The sequence below is a fragment of the Chryseobacterium echinoideorum genome (assembly GCF_007474535.1).
GTDB lineage: Bacteria > Bacteroidota > Bacteroidia > Flavobacteriales > Weeksellaceae > Chryseobacterium > Chryseobacterium echinoideorum.
Window position 1 is genome coordinate 46493 of the sequence record NZ_VKNW01000001.1, and the last position, 18885, is coordinate 65377.

14 protein-coding genes and 3 tRNA genes are annotated in these 18885 nt (G+C 34.4%); 14 read left to right on the forward strand and 3 right to left on the reverse strand.

What is annotated here, in order from left to right:
* The first annotated feature begins 3 nt into the window (after window positions 1–3).
* The 14 genes from FOL89_RS00225 to FOL89_RS00290 all read left to right on the forward strand — a co-directional run bounded on the left by FOL89_RS00225 (window position 4) and on the right by FOL89_RS00290 (window position 17982).
* Entirely contained in the window at window positions 4–4500 is a 4497-nt protein-coding gene (locus FOL89_RS00225) for a fibronectin type III domain-containing protein (protein WP_144280844.1), read from the forward strand.
* Between the two features lie 5 nt (window positions 4501–4505).
* Window positions 4506–4916, forward strand: a complete 411-nt coding sequence (locus FOL89_RS00230; protein WP_144280845.1) for a hypothetical protein — start codon at window positions 4506–4508, stop codon at window positions 4914–4916.
* Between the two features lie 24 nt (window positions 4917–4940).
* Window positions 4941–5420, forward strand: a complete 480-nt coding sequence (locus tag FOL89_RS00235) for a pentapeptide repeat-containing protein (protein ID WP_144280846.1) — start codon at window positions 4941–4943, stop codon at window positions 5418–5420.
* Window positions 5421–5493: 73 nt separating this feature from the next.
* A complete protein-coding gene (locus tag FOL89_RS00240; protein ID WP_185146876.1) occupies window positions 5494–5991 on the forward strand; it encodes a CPCC family cysteine-rich protein in 498 nt (165 codons plus the stop codon).
* Window positions 5992–6018: 27 nt separating this feature from the next.
* A complete protein-coding gene (locus FOL89_RS00245; RefSeq protein ID WP_144280848.1) occupies window positions 6019–6261 on the forward strand; it encodes a hypothetical protein in 243 nt (80 codons plus the stop codon).
* A gap of 2 nt (window positions 6262–6263) precedes the next feature.
* Window positions 6264–6689 (forward strand): hypothetical protein, encoded by a 426-nt coding sequence (locus FOL89_RS00250; RefSeq protein ID WP_144280849.1) that lies wholly within the window; start codon window positions 6264–6266, stop codon window positions 6687–6689.
* A gap of 235 nt (window positions 6690–6924) precedes the next feature.
* Window positions 6925–7350: a guanylate kinase gene (locus FOL89_RS00260; RefSeq protein ID WP_144280850.1), complete on the forward strand. Its 426-nt coding sequence runs from the start codon at window positions 6925–6927 to the stop codon at window positions 7348–7350.
* Between the two features lie 38 nt (window positions 7351–7388).
* Window positions 7389–7640, forward strand: coding sequence for a hypothetical protein (locus FOL89_RS00265; RefSeq protein ID WP_144280851.1), 252 nt, complete (start codon window positions 7389–7391; stop codon window positions 7638–7640).
* Window positions 7621–7854 (forward strand): hypothetical protein, encoded by a 234-nt coding sequence (locus FOL89_RS17470; protein ID WP_185146877.1) that lies wholly within the window; start codon window positions 7621–7623, stop codon window positions 7852–7854. The genes FOL89_RS00265 and FOL89_RS17470 overlap by 20 nt, the downstream gene beginning before the upstream one ends.
* A 121-nt stretch (window positions 7855–7975) precedes the next feature.
* On the forward strand, window positions 7976–9409 hold the full coding sequence (locus tag FOL89_RS00270) for a hypothetical protein (RefSeq protein WP_144280852.1): 1434 nt from the start codon (window positions 7976–7978) through the stop codon (window positions 9407–9409).
* 71 nt (window positions 9410–9480) lie between these two features.
* Window positions 9481–11586: a fibronectin type III domain-containing protein gene (locus FOL89_RS00275; RefSeq protein ID WP_144280853.1), complete on the forward strand. Its 2106-nt coding sequence runs from the start codon at window positions 9481–9483 to the stop codon at window positions 11584–11586.
* 10 nt (window positions 11587–11596) lie between these two features.
* On the forward strand, window positions 11597–14824 hold the full coding sequence (locus tag FOL89_RS00280; protein WP_144280854.1) for a hypothetical protein: 3228 nt from the start codon (window positions 11597–11599) through the stop codon (window positions 14822–14824).
* A gap of 33 nt (window positions 14825–14857) precedes the next feature.
* Window positions 14858–16219: a PKD domain-containing protein gene (locus FOL89_RS00285; RefSeq protein WP_144280855.1), complete on the forward strand. Its 1362-nt coding sequence runs from the start codon at window positions 14858–14860 to the stop codon at window positions 16217–16219.
* An 8-nt stretch (window positions 16220–16227) separates the two neighbouring features.
* Complete coding sequence (locus FOL89_RS00290; protein WP_144280856.1) at window positions 16228–17982, forward strand: TonB-dependent receptor; 1755 nt, start codon at window positions 16228–16230, stop codon at window positions 17980–17982.
* Window positions 17983–18568: 586 nt separating this feature from the next.
* Here the strand turns inward: FOL89_RS00290 and FOL89_RS00295 are convergent.
* The 3 genes from FOL89_RS00295 to FOL89_RS00305 all read right to left on the reverse strand — a co-directional run bounded on the left by FOL89_RS00295 (window position 18569) and on the right by FOL89_RS00305 (window position 18841).
* A tRNA-Arg gene (locus tag FOL89_RS00295) sits at window positions 18569–18642 on the reverse strand.
* Between the two features lie 26 nt (window positions 18643–18668).
* Window positions 18669–18743: transfer RNA gene (locus FOL89_RS00300), tRNA-Pro, on the reverse strand.
* A gap of 13 nt (window positions 18744–18756) precedes the next feature.
* Window positions 18757–18841 (reverse strand) — tRNA-Ser (locus FOL89_RS00305).
* Window positions 18842–18885: the final 44 nt, after the last annotated feature.

Genomic DNA, 18885 nt, shown 5'->3' on the forward strand with positions numbered 1-18885 from the left:
GTGATGAGCCATTCATATATCAATAAAAGGAAATTTAATCCAAATAACAGGCTGAAGTTTAAAAAATTCGGGCTTAAAGCTTGGGCATTTGTAACACTTATGTTATTTGGTTTACAGTCTATCTCTATAAAATCTCAGCAATATCCTGTAAAGTTAGTTCCGGTGGTAATTCCTCCATACAGTATGAAGTTGGGAGATTACGCCACATCTACGGATAATAAATTACAACTACAGGTTGTGATGACCGATTTGATGGAACCGCAACACCAAACAGGTATTAAATTTTCTCTTGAAGCCGGATTGAATGCTGTTCCTTTTGCAAGAAGTAATGATTTTGTAGTGGGGATGAATCCTTTCATGCTCTATCCGGGAAGTAACATCACGCTTACCAATGTAGATTTAAGGGCATTGTTTGAATTACAGAATTTAGGAGGTATCAATGCTTTACAATATTCACAACCTTTATCGGACGGTGTATATCAGTTTTGTTTTCAAGCTTATGATTTTTACACCAAGAATAACCTTTCTGCCAAAACCTGTGCAACAGTATTCTTAACACAGTATGATCCTCCGATGCTGAATCTTCCGCAAAATGCTGAGAAAATTCAGGCAGTTTCTCCTTATGCGGGAGGAAACGGAGTTGTTTTCCAATGGATGCCGAGACAGATTGCTCCCAACACCAAATATATTTTCACTTTAAAAGAATTATGGGATACAGGTCAAAGTCCTATTTCTGGATTTTTATCCTCTCCGGCACTTTGGACTGAGGAAACCTATGCTCCTACATTATATTATGGATTAGATAAAACCCAGCTTATTCCAGGGAAAAGATATGCGTGGCAAGTTCAGGCAAAAAGCGGAAATCCTGTTTTAGGAGCAAATCCTACAGAAGACAATGGAGTTTATAAAAACAATGGACTTTCTGAAATATTCTATTTTGATTATGTAGAAAACTGTACCATTCCGACACTTTTAATGGCAAAAAATGTGGGCAGAGGAAGAGTTGAAATCAGCTGGAGTCTTGGTGGGCAACCTGCAGGTCTGTATAATGTACAATACCGTAAAAAGAACAGCAATACGGAATGGATGACCCAACAAAGTTACCAGTCTCCGGCAACTCTTACAGGTTTGGAAGACCTTACGGAATACGAATACCGGGTAGGTTCTGTGTGTGGAAACATACAAGATTCTGGCAATGCGTATTCTTACAGCGCAATACAATATTTTACAACCAATGCCAATGATGTAGATAACAATTATCAGTGTGGAATAATGCCTGCAATTGATATTGCCAACAAGAATCCTTTACAGACGATGTTGGGCGTTAACGAAGTATTTACTGCAGGAGATTTCCCTGTTACGGTACTTTCTGCACAGGGTAGCAATGGTATTTATAGCGGTACAGGTTTTATACAAATTCCTTATTTAGCTGATACCAAGGTAAAAGTAAGTTTCAATAATATTAAACTCAATACGGATAAAAAACTGGTTGAAGGTATTATTGAAACAACCTATGATCCTAATGAAACAGCGGTAAATTATGCTTCTGCCGGACTTGGAGAAACTTTTGGTGACCAAGGTGTAAAAGATGTTTTTGTGAATTTCCCAATTGGCAATATCACTTATTCAGCTACACCACCTCCGGGAAAAATTACCATTACAGGCAGTGATGGCAACGGTGGAACCGGAAGTACAACCGAATATCCGGGTGGTAAAGATTATACTTTTACTAATTCTAACGGAGTTATTTGGACAGTAGATGAAAATGGAACCGTAACCAAAGGCGGAACCGTTGCCCAAGGCGGAGCATCTACCTCTACCAATACCGACGGCGTAACAGGAAGCGGAAGCAATGCTACCATAAACCAGTATACCGCAAAAGGTATCAAAATAGAATGGAAAGAAAATACCAACGGACAATTTGCCTATGATACCGCAGAAAAAACCAAACTACCGACCAACAAATATCCGTCAGTAAAAGATTCGGAGAATAATACTGCGTATGTTCCTTACAAAGCAACAGTCAATAAAAAAACTGAACTCTTTGATGCCAAAGTAAGCATTACCGACCCTACCTTGAAAGATGCGACCATCATCTTCAAAACATTAAGCATCGGTAAAGCAATTGAAGCTACAGAAATTAATAAAACCGATACAGAAAGAAACTATCAACTGAAATTGATTGGTTCATTTGATTATGCTGAAGAAGAAGTAATTGCGGTACTGATGCCGAAAGACAGCACTTCAAAACAGAAGGTAATCAGCAGTTTCAGATTGGTACACTTAAGCCCAAAAACGGTAGATGTAAGTTTAGTACCATTGGATGCGGGTTCGCAATCTAAATTACAATCGCAAGGTGATAAGCTGAACCAGATTTACAAAAAAATAGGGGTTACTTTCAATGTAACCAAAGATCCTGTTTTAGACATCAGCGGTGTTGTGAACGGAGACACCATCAATAGCGAGGATGCAGAATTGATGAGTACCTACAGTCCGCAACAGCAGCAGATCAATGCACTCTACAAAGGTACAGATGCAAGGTATGTATTATTTGTAACAGATAAGAAATCTTCTACCGGACAAAAAGGATATATGCGTCTGAACGGACAGTTTGGATATTTGTACAACAACGCACAGGACAAAACAGGAGCTCACGAACTTGGTCACGGTGTGTTTAAACTGGAACACCCGTGGAAAGCCTACGGAACTACCCAAAGTGCAACTCCTCTATTGATGGATTACAGCACTGGAGAAGAACTTTCTCATCTGGATTGGAAACAGATAAATGATCCTGCATTTAAATTGTATGCATTCCAAGGGCAAAGTAGTGGGGAAAGTGTTGAAGGAGCAACATTTATATTAGATGAATTATCTAATTTTATGAATCCTGATGGGAAAATATTACAACTTTCAAAAGGCGCAAAAATTCATCAATATTGTATCAATATAGATGTAAAAAATAATGGACAAGGAGATTTTCCAAATGGGGCATTATATGGGTTTACAGAAAATGGAAAATATTATGCACCAAAGTATTCTTTTAGTAGTGGAGGTCATATTTTTGAAGGATATTATCTGGTTCTAAATAATCAATATCAAAGTCAGAAATATGCAATAGGAAATCAGTCTAATGGAAAAAAAGATGTTGTATTCTTAAACTATACGGCTAAAGTTTCTGAACCACATTTTGTAAACTTTATCAAGGTAAAAAGTTTTGATTTCATAGCTACTACAGAAAATAAATTTGTATATACTAATTATTTTAGTTCTTTCAATACAACAGATATTGTTGAATCTATTGACTTTTCTGCAAGTACATGTGTAGACTCTGGTGTGCCTGCAAAAACAAAAGGGAAAAGTAAGATAAAAGGAAATGAAAAATCACTGATTGATACTATTGGCGGTACAAAAGATGGAAAAGACTACAAGATAAGTGTCTACAAAAATGAAAAAACAGGAAAGTATGAAGTAGAGGTAGAGTTAACCAGTACTCCAAAAAATAGTAAAGTTGCTGAACAGAAAACAGCTATCGAACAGCAGATGAAGCAACTTGCTGAAGAAAAACTTAATGAGCTTGGTGGTTTGGATGGAAATGAATCTGCCGAAGAAAAACAACAAACAGAAGATGGTGGTGAGTTTTGGGTAAGAAAAATGAACGGACGAGGCTGGCTAAAAACCATTGGAGAGCTTGGAGAAAACGTTTGGGAAAACGCGGCATTGCCAAAGAATTATTGGAACAAAGATGAAGGATATAATGATGCTAATACAAACATTCACATACCGCCTACTTTTGCAGGTGTTGGAGATGGTGTAATAGGAGAAATAAGTGATTATCCACAGTTGATAAAATTGGGATATGATGTTTCTACAAAGCAGGAAGTAAGAGATGGGCTTTGGAAAGCAGTAAAAAATATTAATTTAGAAAGTATTAAAACTGCCGCTACAGGAGCTATTAAAACCAAATGGGACGCTTATGCCAATAGCCCTGGACACATTACTTACCATGAAATGGGTAAAGATGGTGTTACTATCGTATCGATGGCAATGGGAGCAGGATTCTTCAAAAAAGGAGCAGACGGACTGAAAGATGGAGTTGAGGATACGGGTGAGAAGTTTATAAAAAAAGAGATTAATGATTCATTAGAAGAAATAATAAAAAAATTAAAAGGGGCAAAAGGGCTAGTCGGCAAAGATTATGAAGATTTCTTAGCTACTCATTTACCAAATGGTGGTCCTGGGTTTTCTAAAATGGGTAGAGATTTTGATGCTTTTTATGATAATAACAAAATTTGGGTTGAAGCTAAATCTGGTAGATATTGGGAAAATATAGTTTCCACTGAAGCTGGTTTTGCGAAGTTTAAATCTGATATGGGGCATCGTTTACAGATAGCAACTGATAGTGGAGCGAAGTATGAATTATTTTCCAATACGGTAATTCCGGAAAATGTAAAAGCTTGGCTTTTGAAAAAAGGAATAAAATATTATGAGACATTAGAATAATAATTATGAGTAGAACAGCATCAATTGAAATATCTTACAATAGCAATATTGATTTTGTTGATTTTGTAGATAAGTTAATTTCTTCTGAATGGGATTATAACGATTATGGAAAAATTAGATATACGATTGGAGAAGAATTTGAATGGAAAACTGATTTATTAAAAAATTTCCAAAACGTCATTAATAAAATAAAAAGTGAGTACTCTAAAGATGAAATAATAGCGATTAATTTTTTATATAAGGGTATATATGGAGGAAATTTCATTTTTATAAACAAAACAAAAATTGCTTTTAATTTGAATATTAATCGTAGAACTTTAAATAATGGAGAGAATACAGATTTCTCATTTTATATAGAAGCATTAGATAACGTAATCACCAATGACTGCTATTTAGTCTGTACTGAAATACCGTAGAAAAAAATAATAAATTTTTATTATATGGAAAAAATAAGTATTGATAGTTTGAATGCTAAGATTAAATCTTATCAAAATGAGGTAAAATCAGATATTGATAATTTACATATATCAGATTATATATTTGAGAACATAAAATTTGAATATACAGGATTGAGAAATAATATTTTCGAAAATTGTGTTTTTAAAAATATAAAATTTGAAACAGTATATTTTAAAAAATCTGTTTTCAAACAATGCATATTTAATAATTGTGAATTTGAATCTATAGATTTTGGATTGCACGAAGTTAGCTTTGAAAATACAATCTTTTATGAAACGAATTATTATAAAACAGATGTGTTATCAAGCTCATTTATAAGTACAAATTTTATAAAATGTAGTTTTATTTATTTTGATATTTCAAGTAATATTTTAAAAAATTGTAGAATTATTGATTGTAATACTAAAGGTTTAATATACTCTCCAGATGTTTTTGTCGAAAGTAATTTCATATTTGATTAAACTAAAAATAGGGCGGGAGTAACATGAAAAATAATATTGTTTGGAAATTCAGAAGAGTTATTATTCATATATAATGAAAAAAATAAGCAGAGAATACGCAAAAACTCAGTTAGCAATTTATAAAATTATAAATTCTAATGAAGAGGATTTAAAACTGATATTGAATGCTGATTATATTTTCAGAAGCGGTGAAAATGAAGGAGAAAATATAAAGTATAATACAATTTATGATAAAGCAGTTTCAAAATTTCTTATTAAATATTTTAAGGAAATAGTTTTAAAAGGTGTTTCTAATTCTTATCTAAAAAAAGATATGGAAGCGTTTTTCGCCAATTATGATATAGAAATAGTTGGTAAAAATGAAAAGCTCTATAGATGTAGTTGTTGTGGATACCTTACACTAGATAGTACTGGCGAATATGATATTTGTAGACTGTGTGGCTGGGAAGATGATGGTACTAAAGCAACCGAAGTAAATAGATTTAGTCAGGTAAATGGAAGCGCATTAAATAATTATAGAAATGAATTTGAAAAAAAATTAAATAGTATTGAGATAATTTTTGATAAATAAAATTATACAATTTCCTCAATAGCATTAATGGAAAATTATTTTGACCCATTAGCTGAAAGTCTGAAATATGGAGATTATAGTTATATAAAATTTAAGATAAAAAACACTGATGATTTAATTTTTGAATATGGGGAAGCAATACCTTGGTTTAAACTAATGGGAAATGCAGACCAAATTAAATCTAGTATGAAATTTAATGATATTTTAGATCATATCGAGGTAATAGAAAAATTGAAGTTTGAAAATGGAAAATGGATTAATATTAAATAATAATGAAAGTTTATAAATTGATTAGTAATAAATCTAATGTTCTTTATGATGGTATTGCAGAGAACATTGCAGAAAACTATAAAGTAACTATAGGAAAAGATGAAATTATTTTTAATGTTTCCGAATTAGAACGCAATAAATTCAAAAACATTAAAACAATGTTGAGTGACGAAGATTTTAATACAATTGTGGAATTTGGTGAATTTAAGAATAATATCCCCGATTATATTAAGAATTATCTATCTAAAGACGACTATGAAAAAGTAAAAAATACTTCAGATTATTACAGGGCTGAAAATCATTTGAGCTTAAATTATTTAATTAAAGATAATTATTTATTATTATTTACTTATGGTGAAAAACAGCCGTCAAGATGGATAATAGTATTAGAGGGCATTTGGGAAATTAAGGTTCTGAAAGTGCTATAATTCCTAGTGGAGGAACTTATGATTCTTGGGATTATCCATTTACAGCTACAGGATTTACATCTGGGAAAAATGGGAGATTAGGTGTTCCCGAATGGCATTTTGGTCAAGGTAATTTTGTCAAACCACAGGAGGGTGCTGAAATCTGGCAAATAGATAATAACGGTGTAGAAAAACTTGTCGCAATTTTTAAGGATGAAAATGGTGTCGAACGTTTTTATAAAATCAAATAATAATTATGAACTTAAAAAACAAATCAGGATATTATGGCTTTTTAGATGGCTTTCTTTTAAAAATCATTAGAAAAGATAACAATTGGTATTTTACAACAAAAGATAAAGTATTAATAAATAATTATAACTTCAAAAATGATGGTTTGTCTCATAAATTACAAATTAATGATGATAAAAATATTAATGCATATCGCATGTCTATCTATTGTTTTTATAAGGATTTAAAATTTGCAATTGAAAATTGGAATGGAGAAAAAATTTTACTTTATTCTTCATTTGATGAAACTAAAATAGCACTTGGTTATCATCCTTATTCAGACCCTAGAATTGAGGTTGATATTGATGAAATTCCAATAATATGGGAAGAAAGAACTCCAATAGAAGGATTTAAATTTGATGTAGAACCAATTTTTTATTTAAAGAAAAGATAACAATTTTTTGATAAATGATAAATATATCAATTTAAAGTATGAAAAAATTGCTTTTAAAACCGGAAAAAGTTTCGTGGCAAATCAATGGAAATGAATTTAATTTTCATACCCTTGAAAATGATGAAGGCGTATTAGATTTATATGTTAATGCAAATGTAAATGTTTTGGTTAATGTAACTGATTATTTGGAGATTGATTTTAAAAATATTCAAATAAAGTTTAAAAAAATTCATAATATGATTTTGACAAAAAATATTTTATATGCTGGTTATGATGACCCCTTTTTTTGATTATAAGAAGTATGATACTTCAGATTGGGACTTAATTTTAGAAATGTCAAATTTAGAGAAAGGCATAATTTGGAAAAAAAATCAGATATGTCCAGATCCTCGTTTTTATAGCGTTGAAACAAATGAAAATTCTAAATATTATAAAATCGCTACAGATAGTTATGAATTAGATATTATGTGTGAAGAATATTCTTATGATTTTATAATTGATTAGGGGATATCTTAGATTCATTGGGTTAATTATATAGTTTAGTAAGCACAAAGTCTAAGGATTTAAACATTAAAGAAAAACGTGATGAGATTGCATCACTTAAAAGATATTAAAATACAAAAAGATGAAATTAAAATTTTTACCAGTAGCATTGGTAGTTGTAAGCACATTTGTTTATGCACAGGAAGTAAAAGTCAAGAAAGGCGAAATCCAGATTGACGGAAAAGTAGTCGCTAAAATCGACAAAGAGAAAAACAATTACACGATCAGCGATCTGTCGGGCAAAGCATTATTTACAGCAACCATTACCAATGAAACCCCATTAAAAAATACAGTTTCCAAATATTGGATGCAGCTTACCGGCAGCAATGGCGTTGTAAAAGAAGTGGAATTAATTGACAAAACGAGCTTTTCATTTGGATTTGAAAAACCCATTACACAAAATTTGACCAAAAGCGAGAATCCTCTATTACCTGCTTCCGGAATTGATGAAAACAAAATCAACAGCTTTTTCCAGTCCGAAGACAGAAGTATTTCCAAAGCCGAAGATGACAGGATAGAAGAATACAAAGAGATCAACCGTTCAGAAGATGCTTTGGCAGCCGAGAACAACATCTTGATTAGTAATGTAGAAATCATTAGTGCCAACAACGAGAAGATAGGCTACATTGTTCGCAAAGTAACAGGAAAAGATATGGTACAGCAATTTCTTACCTATACTGTATTAGATATCAACAAAATTCCCATTGCACAAATCAATTTCTCTAGCTGGGATCAGGCAAATGTGAAAAGTGGTCTTGTTCTGAAAACCTTTGATGGAAAATCTTTCCAGATTAAATTAGCAAATTACACTTCCGAAAGACTAGAATATGACGAGCTTGCTCCAAGGGTGGTCAAAAAGCTATATGCAAATGGCTATACTTTGGGAGATATGAAAGCGATGACCGAGATTGCCCATCAGGAAAATGCAGATGCCGTAAACCAGCAGAATAATGATGCTGAAAGCCGAGCTAAAACGGATTCCAAAAATATTTATGATGTACAGGGATACGTAATCGACAAAGACGGAAACAAAAAAGAAGGAAGCATCACAGCCGAATTTGAGTCCATAGACGCAAAATTAGGAAGAGAAAAAAATGTTTCGAGCATTAGTGGTTTTACACCTTCGGTATCAATAATAGTTGATGGTAAAAAAGAAACTTACAAAGCAAAAGACCAAGTGCAGTTTTGCGCAGGAGACAGATGTTTTATTAGTGTATTGGGCACCAATATGCTTGGTGGAAGGGCTTTTACTGAAATTATGACAGAAAAAGAAGGAAACTATGTTCTTAGAGATATAAATACTCCGGAAGATTACTTTATAAAATTAGCCAATCAGCCTAAAGCGGTTTATTTGGGTGAAAAAGGTGGTTTCGGAAAAAGAAAGCCCGAGAAAATCAAAAAAGCTTTTGATGAATATTTAAGTTGTCCGTCTTTGGATTTTTCTAAATACGATACCAAAACCAAAGAAGGATTAATCCAAGTGCTTGCAGACTATACTTCAAGTTGTAAAAAATAAATCCTATTAATTATTCATCTTCCTGTGCAGAAGTTAAATTTTCTTACAGGAAGATTATATCCTTAAGTCTTATGAATAAACAATACCTACTGAGTTTTTGCTTTCTGATGATTTCAGTTTTTGCTTTTTCACAGGAAAAGCAAGAAAAAACTATTGTTCCGCATATCCGTATGAAAGTGGACAGTAAGAAAGACCATATCTCACTGCGATGGGCGGTAGATGAACCATTGGCGTGGCAGAAAGCCAACAAAACAGGTTTTTTACTAAAAAGATATACCCTTTCAAGGAATGGAAAACTCCTTCAGAAGCCCGAAGAAAAGGATCTGGGAATTTTCAAGCCCGCTTCAGAAGCAGAATGGAAAAAAGTTGTCGAGAAGAACAACAATGCCGCCATTGTGGCACAATCTCTTTTCGGAGACACTTTTGAAGTAGAAATAGGAGAAAAGCAGGGAAAACTCGAAGGAGTAGTCAACAAATCTCAGGAAGTGGAGCAGCGTTTTGCCTATGCATTGATGGCTGCCGATTTAGATTTTGAAGTGGCAAAGTTGGCAGGATGGGCTTATACCGACGTCAATGTAAAATCTAATGAACGATATCTTTATTCAGTAAGCATCAATCAAAACAATAATTCCGGAGTTTCGGCTTTGGTAATGAAGGGGGATGCTGTCGCTGAGGTTTCCAACAACACTGATTTGCCAAAACCGATTGATTTTATCGGAATTTTTAAAGATAAAACCGTCACGCTTTCCTGGGAATATTTACAATTAAGAGATACCTATACTTCGTATTATGTGGAAAAATCTGAGAATGGAAGTCCTTTTAAATCTTTGGGCGACCTTCCGGTGATGAATATGAATGATGCCGATGGAAGACAGGCACAAGGAATGACATTTGTAGACTCGTTGGCTCAAAATAATTCAAAATTCAGTTATAGAATTAGGGGAAAAACCATTTTTGGAGATTACGGACCTTACTCCGATAATGTATCCGGTGAAGGAAAGAAGAGTCTTGAGACAACCCCGAGAATTTCAAATTTTAAGATTGCCGAAGATGAAAATATTACCATCAATTGGGAATTTCCACAGGAAGCTGAAAAAGATATTGCCTCTTTTGAGTTGCTTCATTCAGAGACAGATTTGGAAAATACTTATAAAGTTGTTAAAAATAAAATTCCGGTGAACAGTAGGGGATTGGTGACTAAAAGTTTGGCTCCTTCTAATTATTATAAAATTCAGGCAATAGGAAAGAATAAAGACAAAAGAGAATCTTTTTCGGTTCTCGCCCAACCAAATGATATGACACCTCCCGAAACACCGTTAGAATTTAAAGGAAAAATAGATTCTTTAGGAGTTGTACATCTGGAATGGAAAGCCAATAAAGAAAAGGATTTGGAAGGCTATCATATTTTCAGGGGTATCCAAAAAGGAGATGAGATGGTACGAATTACTCCACAAGCCATTACGAAAAATGCCTATAAGGACAATATAGTTTTAGAAAACCTGAACTCAAAAGTCTATTACTATGTAACAGCGACAGATATTAGAAAAAATCAGTCTAAGCCATCTATCATTTTGGAATTGGAAAAACCCGACAAAGTAAAACCACAAACTCCTGTTTTTACAGAATACAAGCTGGAAGAAGACGGAAGAATAACCCTGCATTGGCTAAGAAGTTATAGTGAGGATGTTGCATTGCACCAATTGTACCGTCAGGATAAAGACGGAACAGATAAAAGCTGGAAAATGATCTATGAAACGAAAGATATTCAGCCCAATTTCACTTTTACCGATAAAAATGTAGAAGCCAATAAACGATATGCTTATTATCTATTAGCGATTGACAAAAACAAATTGAAATCTGACAAATCACCCGAAATTACGCTAAGGAGCAACAGCTTTGAAGCACAATCTGTTTTAACCAATTTATCAGGTTCTGCCAACAGAAATAAAAAACAGATAGAATTGATTTGGAAGATAGAAGATAAAAATGTTGGAGAAATTTTGGTCTACCGCCAAAAAGGAAATGAAAAGCCAACGCATTGGGGAACATTAACAGGTTCTCAGAATTTCTTGGAAGACAAATCGGTACAAACAGGGAATGCTTATACTTATCTTCTAAAACCGATGCTAAAAAATAATCAGGTTGCAAAAACTGAAAAAATTACTGTAGAATATTAAAAACACCAATATGAAAAAGATATTATTTTTATTATTGATTCTAAATACTGCTTTCCTTTGGGGACAAGGAGGACAGGCAGAATATAAGATTGAATTGTATGGGCTTAACTATAGTGTTAATGCAGGAGTAAAGAATAGTACGAGTTCCCATGTAACGATTACGGCTATATATAATGATAATTCAACGGAAGATTTGTATTTCAGACCTATAGCCAATGATGGGGATAATGAAAACAACTGGGCGATGAGCCCTCCAAGAACGTCTTCAAAGGTACCTGTTACAGTTCGTACAGAAGGTTTTGTGAATTTTAGAACTGGTACAGATGCTTGGTATGACCAATATGATGCGATTAATATCTGTAATGAGGGCAATTACAATGTAGACACTCACAGTCCGAGAATGTCTTGGATCTCTTTTAAGATGAAAGCAACGCCCATTCACACTTTGGTATCTTTAACGGATGCGGGAAGCCCAAATACTTTTTTACCTAGTGATGATAAAGTAAATCTCTACGCCAAACAAGGTTTTGCGGCTAATCTTTATCATTATCAATACAGTTTAGATAATGTGACTTGGGTGGATATTAATGCCTCTCTATCTACCTTAAATAAATTAAGTGTTTCAGCAAAAGATCTTCTCGGAGCAAATTATTCGCAGTATGTGGGACAAAACATTTATTTCCGAGTGGCATCTTGTTTATCTAATGGGGTATATCAGTCCGTTTCTTCTCCTGTAGTGTTAACACTCATTCAGTCTGCTCCGCATATTCTTACCAGTTCTGTAACACCAACAAAATGTTTTGATACCACAGATGGTACGGCAACGCTGAATTTTGATAGAGTATTAATTCTGGGCGAAACGTTAAAAATCTCTTTGGTCAATACCGTAACAGGAGCAGCTGTTCTTAATCAGGATATTACCAGTAATTTACAGACCAGCACTTCTTACACCTTGCAAAACCTTCCTCCGGGAACGTATAAATTGGATATACTCGGTACATATAATGGTAATGCAACGTATACCGACAGTCCTACCCATACCATCAATTTTGAGATTACAAAACCTACACCGGTTACTTTTTCTATGACTTCACAAACCAATGTGTATTGTTTTCAGGGGAATGACGGTATTATAAATCTTACCGCAGGTGGTGGACAAAATCAATACCAGTATAAAGTTATCAAAGACGGACAACCATTCTTAGATTGGACGAATTTTAGTAATGGAAATAATACTGCAATTCAGAATTTGAGTGCAGGAATCTATAAAATAAAAGTAAGAGATTCTAACCAATGTGTTGCAAAAGACCCTGCTAATTCTAGTATTGAAAAAGAAATTACAGTTACCATTACTCAACCTTCACAAGCAATTGCTCTTCCTTCGGCGGATATTGAAATCGTTCAGCCTACAGGATTTGGACTAAGCAATGGCTATATTTCGGTAAGAGTAACAGGTGGAACACCAAATACCGATGGAAGCTATAATTTTGAATGGAGAAAAGACAGCCCGACCGGAACTATTATCTCTACAGGAATTACAACCGATGCGGTAAATAATCCATACACCATAAAACTCGCAAATCTTCCTGCCGGAAATTATTACCTAACCGTAAAAGATAAAAATTACGTCAATGCTACTTCCCAATTAGGCAATTGTGGCATTATTTCGCAGGAATTTATTGTCGAGCAACCGGAACCTTTAGTAGCTGTTATTGAAATCGAAAAGCAAATCTCTTGTAACTTGGCGAATGATTACCCTTATAAGTTAGATATAGACAATAATGGAATTCCTGATGAAGCTGAAGATGGCAAATTGAAAGCGGTTGTTACAGGAGGTGTAGGAGCGTATTCCTATCAATGGCAGGTACTCAATGGAGGAACTTTCCAAGATATTCCTGGAGCCACACAGTCCGTTTTAAGCAACCAATCTGTCGGAACCTACAAGGTTCTGGTACACGATGTCAATAATAATACAGCAGATGCTTCCTATACTTTTGCCTTTCCTCCACAATTAGCCATTACGATGTCTGCCAATACCATTTCGTGCTACAATCAGAATACAGGCATGGTTTCGGTGAATGCAACAGGCGGAACAGGAAGTTTATCTTATGAATGGAACACAATGCACACCACGCCAACGGTTACAGGATTGCCAGGAGGAAATTACTTTGTGTTGGTGACCGATTCCAAAAACTGCAAAGTGAAAGGTAATGTACAGGTTATTCAGCCTGACCAAATTATTATTACAGATGTTTTGGTTCAAAATCCTATCTGCTTTGGAGCAAGTAACGGAGAAATTAAAACCAATATTACAGGAGGCAAAGCACCTTATACCATTAGTTGGTCTAACGGAGCTGCCACAGCAGACAATATCGGAATTCCAGCAGGAACTTATACGATGACAGTTACCGATGCGAATGGATGTATTTCAACTAAACAATATGATTTAATTGATCCTGTGCAGCTTACCGTAGATTTAGGTGCAGATGTTACCTTATGTTTAGGAGATGCACAAACCTATAACGTTGCAATTAACGATCCTCTTGCTACTTACCAGTGGAAAGACCAGAACGGAAATGTGATTGGTAATTCGGCAACCATTACTTTATCTGCGGCAGGAACATATACTGTAATCATTACAGATTCTAAAGGCTGTACGGCTACAGATAGTGTGAAGATTAAGAATTCATCTGAAGTGTTGAACCCTCAATTTATGTTGGCTACTCACGCTTATTCAGAAGCCAGTGTGGTACTGGTTAATACATCGCCAACACAACCGCAAGCGGTAGAATGGATAATTCCTCCAAGTAATAATATTCAGGTTGTTCAGAAAACAAATAACCTTTTAGAACTTAAATTCTCAGTTCCGGGTTCTTATGAGATAGGACTGAAAGGCATTCAGGGCGAATGTGTGAAAACGTTTTACAAAAAAGTGATTGTTGAAGAAAACACTTCAGGAGTTACACTTAACCCAACAAAAGCATCTAATATAACAGAATTCACACTTTTGCCAAATCCGAATAATGGGGTATTTAAAGTTTTAGTAGGTCTGGGAGTACAAAATCCTATCAAAATCCGAATTGTGGATATGGTTTCTCATGAAGCCTATCCTGCGGTTACCCAACCGAAAGCTGCGTATTTCGTTGTACCATTCAACACATCCCTTCCTGCGGGGACTTATCTGGTTATATTGGAAACAGGTAATGAAGTATTGGTAAAAAGAATGCTTGTACAATAAAAATAATTGATGATTAAAGATAAAATGCAAACCATGAATTTTTATAAAAATTTAAAGACAATATATTCTGTTATTCTTTTTGTGATTCTCGCTATCACATTCAATTCATGTGCAGTTGAAGAAGGAATTCCGGTAAAGGCAGATTTCACCATAAAAGTGGTTAACAATGATTACTCAGTACCTGTGAAAGTAGAAATCACCAACAAATCTACGGGAGCGGATACCTATGAGTGGTCATTCGAAGGAGCAACGGTTACAAGTTCCACAGAAAAAAATCCACAACCTATTACTTATGCTGCTGCAGGAGTGTATAAAATAAAGCTGAAGGTTTCTAACAAAGATGGCAATGAAGACGAAAAGATCATTGAAGTAAAGGCTGATGCTGCTATGAAAGTAGATTTTGAATGGCAGATGCAGGGAAGTGATATTTCTCCGGTAACTTTGCAGATGGTAGACAAATCATTAGGAGCTACGCAATATTTATGGGAGTTTGATGGCGGAAATCCAGCAACTTCTAATGCTCAAAATCCAAGTGTAGTATTTACTTCAGCCGGAGATCATACTATTAAGCTGACAATTTCTAATGGATTAGAAACCTATTCTATCCAAAAAACGGTCAATGTAAAACCCGCAATGACGGTAGATTTCAACTGGAGTGTAGATCCTATTGACAATGACTATGAAGCACCTCTGTTGCTTCATCTGAATAATTTGTCAACTAATGCATATACTTATGAATGGGAAATAGCAGGAGCAACACCCTCTTTATCTACAGCGACTAATCCTGATATTAATTTTAGCAGTGCCGGAACATACACGATTATTTTGAAAGCGACGAATGATAAAGAAACGAAAATATTGCAAAAGCAAGTGACCATACAGCCAAATACCAATTTGCTTTCATTCAGCAACATAAAATTAGGAATTAGTACTGCTCATTCTACGGTAGGGTGTTTCTTTTCGTCCTATTTTGGCACAGTTATTAAACAAGGAGAGGTTACTGCGGCAAACGGCTCTAAAATAGATTTTGGTTTTTTCGGATTAAATTCTTCGTTTAGTTACAATCAGTTTGTATCTCCGGACGAAGTTCAGAATACAGCGTTTGCTTCAATTCCGAATGCTAACCATAGTAAAATCGTCAATTCACAAGAATTGGTAGGAACACAACTTTCAAGCGCAGGATTTGGTGCGATTAATCAAGGAAGTGACTTTAATTCCATTACTATAAATGAAACTAATGCAGGAAAAACACCTTTTAATAGTACAGTAGTTCCAAGAGTGGTTTTGTTTAAAACAGAGGACGGCAGAAAAGGAGCAATAAAAATTAAAGATTTTGTACAGGCAGGAGTAAGTTCATACATATTAGTTGATATTAAAGTTCAAAAACAACCATAATGTTTTTTATGAAGAAGATTTATACGGAAAGGATTGCATTATTATTGTTAATTTCAGTTTCTACTTTTTATAAAGCCCAGGAAGTAGATTTAGAAAATTTAGGAAAAAAAACAAAAGAAGAACTGAAGAAAAATCCTTTTAAGATCAGTGGAGGGATTTCGGCTAATTCTGTTTTTTATAATTCAAATGTATACAGCGGAAGAGAACCGTTTACGTATTTCCTGAACGGAAATCTGAACCTCGGCTTGTACAAATGGTCAATGCCCATATCATACAGCTTTACCAATCAGGGAAGCCAATTGGGTTATCAGGTGCCATTTAAGTTTAATCGTATTAGTATTGCCCCAAAATACAAGTGGGTAAAAGCTTATATTGGAGATGTGAATATGACTTTTTCTCCCTACACATTTAATGGACTTTTATTTACCGGAGCTGGTTTGGAATTGACACCTAAGATTCCTTTGAAAGTTGCATTGATGACAGGACGGCTCAACAAGGCGGTGGAAGATGACGGTAATCCCAACACCATTCCTGCGTACAAAAGAATGGGATATGGTGCTCATCTGAAATGGGAAAAAGATAAATATAAATTGGGATTAATTGGATTCTATGCAAAAGATGATGTGGGTTCTCTGAGGACAGCACCTGATGCAAAAGGTGTTTTACCACAAGAAAATTTGGTGCTTTCAATGACCGGAAGTTTTAAACTCGATAAAAATCTTGAGGCATTTGGAGAATATGCCAATACTTCCGTCGTAAATGATCTAAGAGCGACACCAAATGGTGCGATAAAAAAAGGAATTGCCTCTAAATTTCTTTCACCCAATTCTTCTGTGGAAAGCTATTCTGCTTATAATGCAGGAGTTAATCTTAAACTTAAAAAAGGAATGGTAGGCGTAAAATATGAAATGATAGATGCCGGATACAGAACTTTGGGAGCATACTATTTTAATAATGATTTAGAAAACATTACGCTTAATTCTTCTTTTACAATGCTGAAAGATAAGCTGTCTCTTTCTGCCAATATCGGAAGACAAAGAGATAATCTGGATAATAAAAAAAACAAGCAGACCAGCCGTTGGGTAGGTGCGATTAATGCCAATCTGAAAGCCTCTGATAAATTGATGATTACCGCAAGTTATTCTAATTTTACCATGTTTACCAGCAGACAACTGAATCAGTTCAACACCATCAATGATAATCCATTAATCATCCAACAGCCAAAAGACTCAATTGATTACAAACAGATTTCACAGAATACGAATATCAATGTAAATTATATCCTTTCCAACACGAAAGAAAAAGTTCAGAATATTAATTTTAATTACTCATTGAATGATATGGTTAATAGAGAAAACGGTATCGTAAGAAGAGGCGGATTGTCGAGATTTCATAATGCCAATGTGAATTACAATTTAGGTTTTCCTGAAAAGAAAATGAATATTGCGACTTCTTTTAATTTTACCCATACATACGCCGCTTCACAAATTTCAACCATTTGGGGGCCTGGTATAAATGTAACCAAATCTTTCTTGAAAGATGAAAAGCTAAAAACTAATTTTGGAGCATCCTATAACCATTCGGGAAGTTCAACTGCTAATATCAACGTAATGAATTTTAGATTGGGTGCAAATTATATGCCTTGGAAAAAGCATAATTTTAATCTGAACTTTATCCAAATGTTCAGAAATACAGATCAGGCAATTGAGAACCCAAATCTAAATGAAATGACCTGTACTGTGGGATATAATTATAGTTTTTAGGGGCTGGATAATGATAAATGAAAGTGAAATTTAATCAAGCAATGAAAGAAAAAAATTCTCATAATGATGAAAGAAATTTAGAAAGTGAGTATTGAAGCCGGAAAAAAACTAAAAATCAACTACAAAAAAACCGCCTCATTTATGAGACGGTTCATATAATTGGTGATTTTGTCTAATAAATCTGTATATGATTTCTTTTTTGTTTTCAAGACATTAGCCATACGATTAACTACCAAATAAAAGCTGAATAATCAAAAACTTCGTGTCTTCTATCTCAGTTCCAGTTTCTCTATTCTTATTGATTTAAAACTCCCTTTGATCTGTGAAAAACTAATTTATACTTTTTTTGTCTTAAAGGATCGGGTTTTGAATCAATAATTCAGTTTATGATTTCAGAACTGTAAATATTTCAGATAAGAAATAGAAATTTGTGTAGACTTTTGATGAATGTATGAGAATAGATAAGGTAATTTCCAAGAAACCAAAATAAACTGTTTGTAGCCATTATTAGTGAAGGAAACTTGCAAATCATTTGCAAGTAAAAAAGAGTTACAACTTTTGAAGCTATAACTCTTTGATAATCAAGTGAGCGCGAAAGGATTCGAACCTTTGACCGTCTGCTTAGAAGGCAGATGCTCTATCCAGCTGAGCTACGCACCCATTTGTAATTTTGATATCGAAAACTGTCGGGGCGGCAGGATTCGAACCTGCGACCTCCTGGTCCCAAACCAGGCGCGATGACCGGACTACGCTACGCCCCGAGTAAATAAAATGCGGAGGGTAAGGGATTCGAACCCTTGCGACACTTTCGCGTCGACAGTTTAGCAAACTGCTCCGTTAACCACTCCGGCAACCCTCCTTTTTTATTTATATCTTAAAGATCTTTGTTCTGTTATTGCGAGT